Annotated in this window: 3 protein-coding genes and 2 pseudogenes; 1 reads left to right on the forward strand and 4 read right to left on the reverse strand. The window is 35.5% G+C overall.

The genetic code is table 11. The annotated features are described in order from the left end of the window. The 4 genes and pseudogenes from ACFIK1_RS03045 to ACFIK1_RS03060 all read right to left on the reverse strand — a co-directional run. Nucleotides 1-67: pseudogene (locus ACFIK1_RS03045) on the reverse strand (exonuclease); the annotation flags it as partial. 1 nt (nt 68) lies between these two features. Then, nucleotides 69-850, reverse strand: a pseudogene (locus tag ACFIK1_RS03050) (ERF family protein). A gap of 409 nt (nt 851-1,259) precedes the next feature. Next, nucleotides 1,260-1,553 carry a HigA family addiction module antitoxin gene (locus ACFIK1_RS03055; protein ID WP_375640137.1) on the reverse strand — a complete coding sequence of 98 codons (294 nt, stop codon included), beginning with the start codon at nt 1,551-1,553 and terminating at the stop codon, nt 1,260-1,262. Between the two features lie 16 nt (nt 1,554-1,569). Then, nucleotides 1,570-1,851, reverse strand: a complete 282-nt coding sequence (locus ACFIK1_RS03060) for a type II toxin-antitoxin system RelE/ParE family toxin (RefSeq protein ID WP_004856694.1) — start codon at nt 1,849-1,851, stop codon at nt 1,570-1,572. Between the two features lie 182 nt (nt 1,852-2,033). Between ACFIK1_RS03060 and ACFIK1_RS03065 the strand changes: the two genes are divergently transcribed. Continuing rightward, nucleotides 2,034-2,146: single-stranded DNA-binding protein (locus tag ACFIK1_RS03065; protein ID WP_375662055.1), on the forward strand; the 113-nt coding region annotated here is incomplete at its 3' end.

A 2,146-nucleotide genomic window follows, 5' to 3' on the forward strand; every position in this document is an offset into this window, starting at 1 on the left:
TGTAAATGTTTGATGCGGTGACTTTACCCAAGCGCGCTTGGAACCATTCTGCTGTTCTTTGTTCCATCTCACACCGCCGTTTGTTGCTCTTGTGATGGGAGCGATTGTAGAGCTTTTTCTTTTTGAATATTTTTTCTTCTTTCCAAATGCCCCAAAACCAATTCTGCTTTTTTACAAGACATATCTGTTAGTTTTTCTGCTTCTGCAAAATAAAGAAGACTACTTTCATTTGTCCCTGTTTCTTTAATTAATTCTTCGATTTGCTTTATCTGTTTAGAGGAAACTTTTTGATTATTTGTATCGCCTTCTTTGGTTTGCGGTTGACCATCTATATCGTCTTCTTTACTTGCTACATTAAGAAGCATGCCTAACAGGTATCTCCGTGCGTAGGTAAGTGTGGAACTAACTGATTGTATGTTATTTTTAGAGCCTGTACTGTCAATTGGAAATGTTCCTTCTGTTGAGATTTGATTTCCTGAAGGATGAGACAGAATTATTTCTATGGTAACGTTTTTTTCTGTTTAATGTTTAATATAGTTGTATTTTGCAAGCCCGTCCTTTACAGCATCAATGTACTGATCAAGCATAGCGTATTTGCTGTTTGTATGGGTGATTGTAGAGTTTTTTCAATATTTTGATATTTTGTTTGCATAGCCGAAAGATCACGGACAAAGTTTTGGCGCTCTTGTCGTTCTATTTCTTTTTCTCTTAAATCAAGAAGACGCTTTAAGCGGTCAATACTGACGTCACTTTCTAAGGCTTTATTTAAAATACATTCCATAGCAGTTTGTTCGACGGCTAAATGATGTGTTTCTTCAATTTCTATTAGGTTAGTGTTTTGTTCACTCATTTTGATTTCCTCCATTACGCGCAATTCACGTGTAGCGTGAATCACGCATGTTTTAAAAGGCTGGTTTGGCTGTTAGAAAGGGCTTATACGCTCTGTCTTTTCCTAGGGATATGTTCTCGGCTTTTCTATTATAACTAATATGTGTATATTGCTCTTTGGTATTCTTTTTTAGTTTGTGTATTGTTTCTTATGTTACATACACGCAGTTTAATAAACATATCTATTTACACACTACAGTGCTCAGTTAAAAAGCTATAGTAAAATTTCCGATTTTATAAAACTGTTCAGATTACGTTGTCTCTTCTCAACGTTCATAGATGCAATCAACAAGAGCATAAAAAACTATCGTGGGTTGCTTGATTTTAAAGAACATGACCTCTAGGTGTGAAGAAAGATGGACTAAGTATTTTTAAAGATGCCCTACTTGCTCTAGAGGTGAAATATGTGGGATTGGGCTGTTATGCCGAGCTTGCCACAAATCATACTTTTGTTGCAATTTAAGCCAGAATTCCGCATCATTTAAACCCGCTTTTTCTAACCGTAAAGCTAAATTAATGCTAATCGCTGCATGACAGTTTAAGACGCGGGATAAAGTTAAACGTGCAACACCAAGACGATTTGCAGCTTCTGTTACTGTTAACCCTAATTCATCAAGCAATTCTTCTTTCAAAATGCCGCCAGGGTGTGGAGGATTGTACATCATAATAACACCTCAAAACTCAATGGTAATCTTGATAATCAACCAGTTCAACGTCTGTCCCAATGAAACGAAAGGTAACACGCCAATTTGCATTGACACGCATTGACCAGTAACCTTTTAAATCGCCCGTAAGCGCATGTAGACGATACGATTTAAGAGTAACTTGTTCAGGCGCGGATATTGTATCTAAAATTACTAAAATGTTTGCTAATTTTTTAGCATGCGCGGGTTGTATGCCTTTGCAGACTCCTCGTTCAAAGAATAATTTCAATCCTTTATGCTTAAAACTAACGATTGCCATATATACCCTCTTGATACTATACACCATGCATTTATGTCAATTGATTATTTATCAAAGGGCGCCTTAAAACATAATTTTATATGTTAAAAAACAATAATATCATTTTGAAATAATTGAAAAAATAAGAAAATCATGCTAGGATTTTGTATGTATTAAAATACAAATTTAAGGTAAGAAAAAACATGCTAAATAAAGTGATGTTAATCGGACGCCTTGGTGCTAATCCCGAAAGCAAAACAATGAATTCTGGAGCAGAAATAGTCAATTTTAGTATAGCGACTTCTGAGAGCTATAC

This window comes from Bartonella sp. OC16QHHD (assembly GCF_042194035.1).
GTDB lineage: Bacteria > Pseudomonadota > Alphaproteobacteria > Rhizobiales > Rhizobiaceae > Bartonella.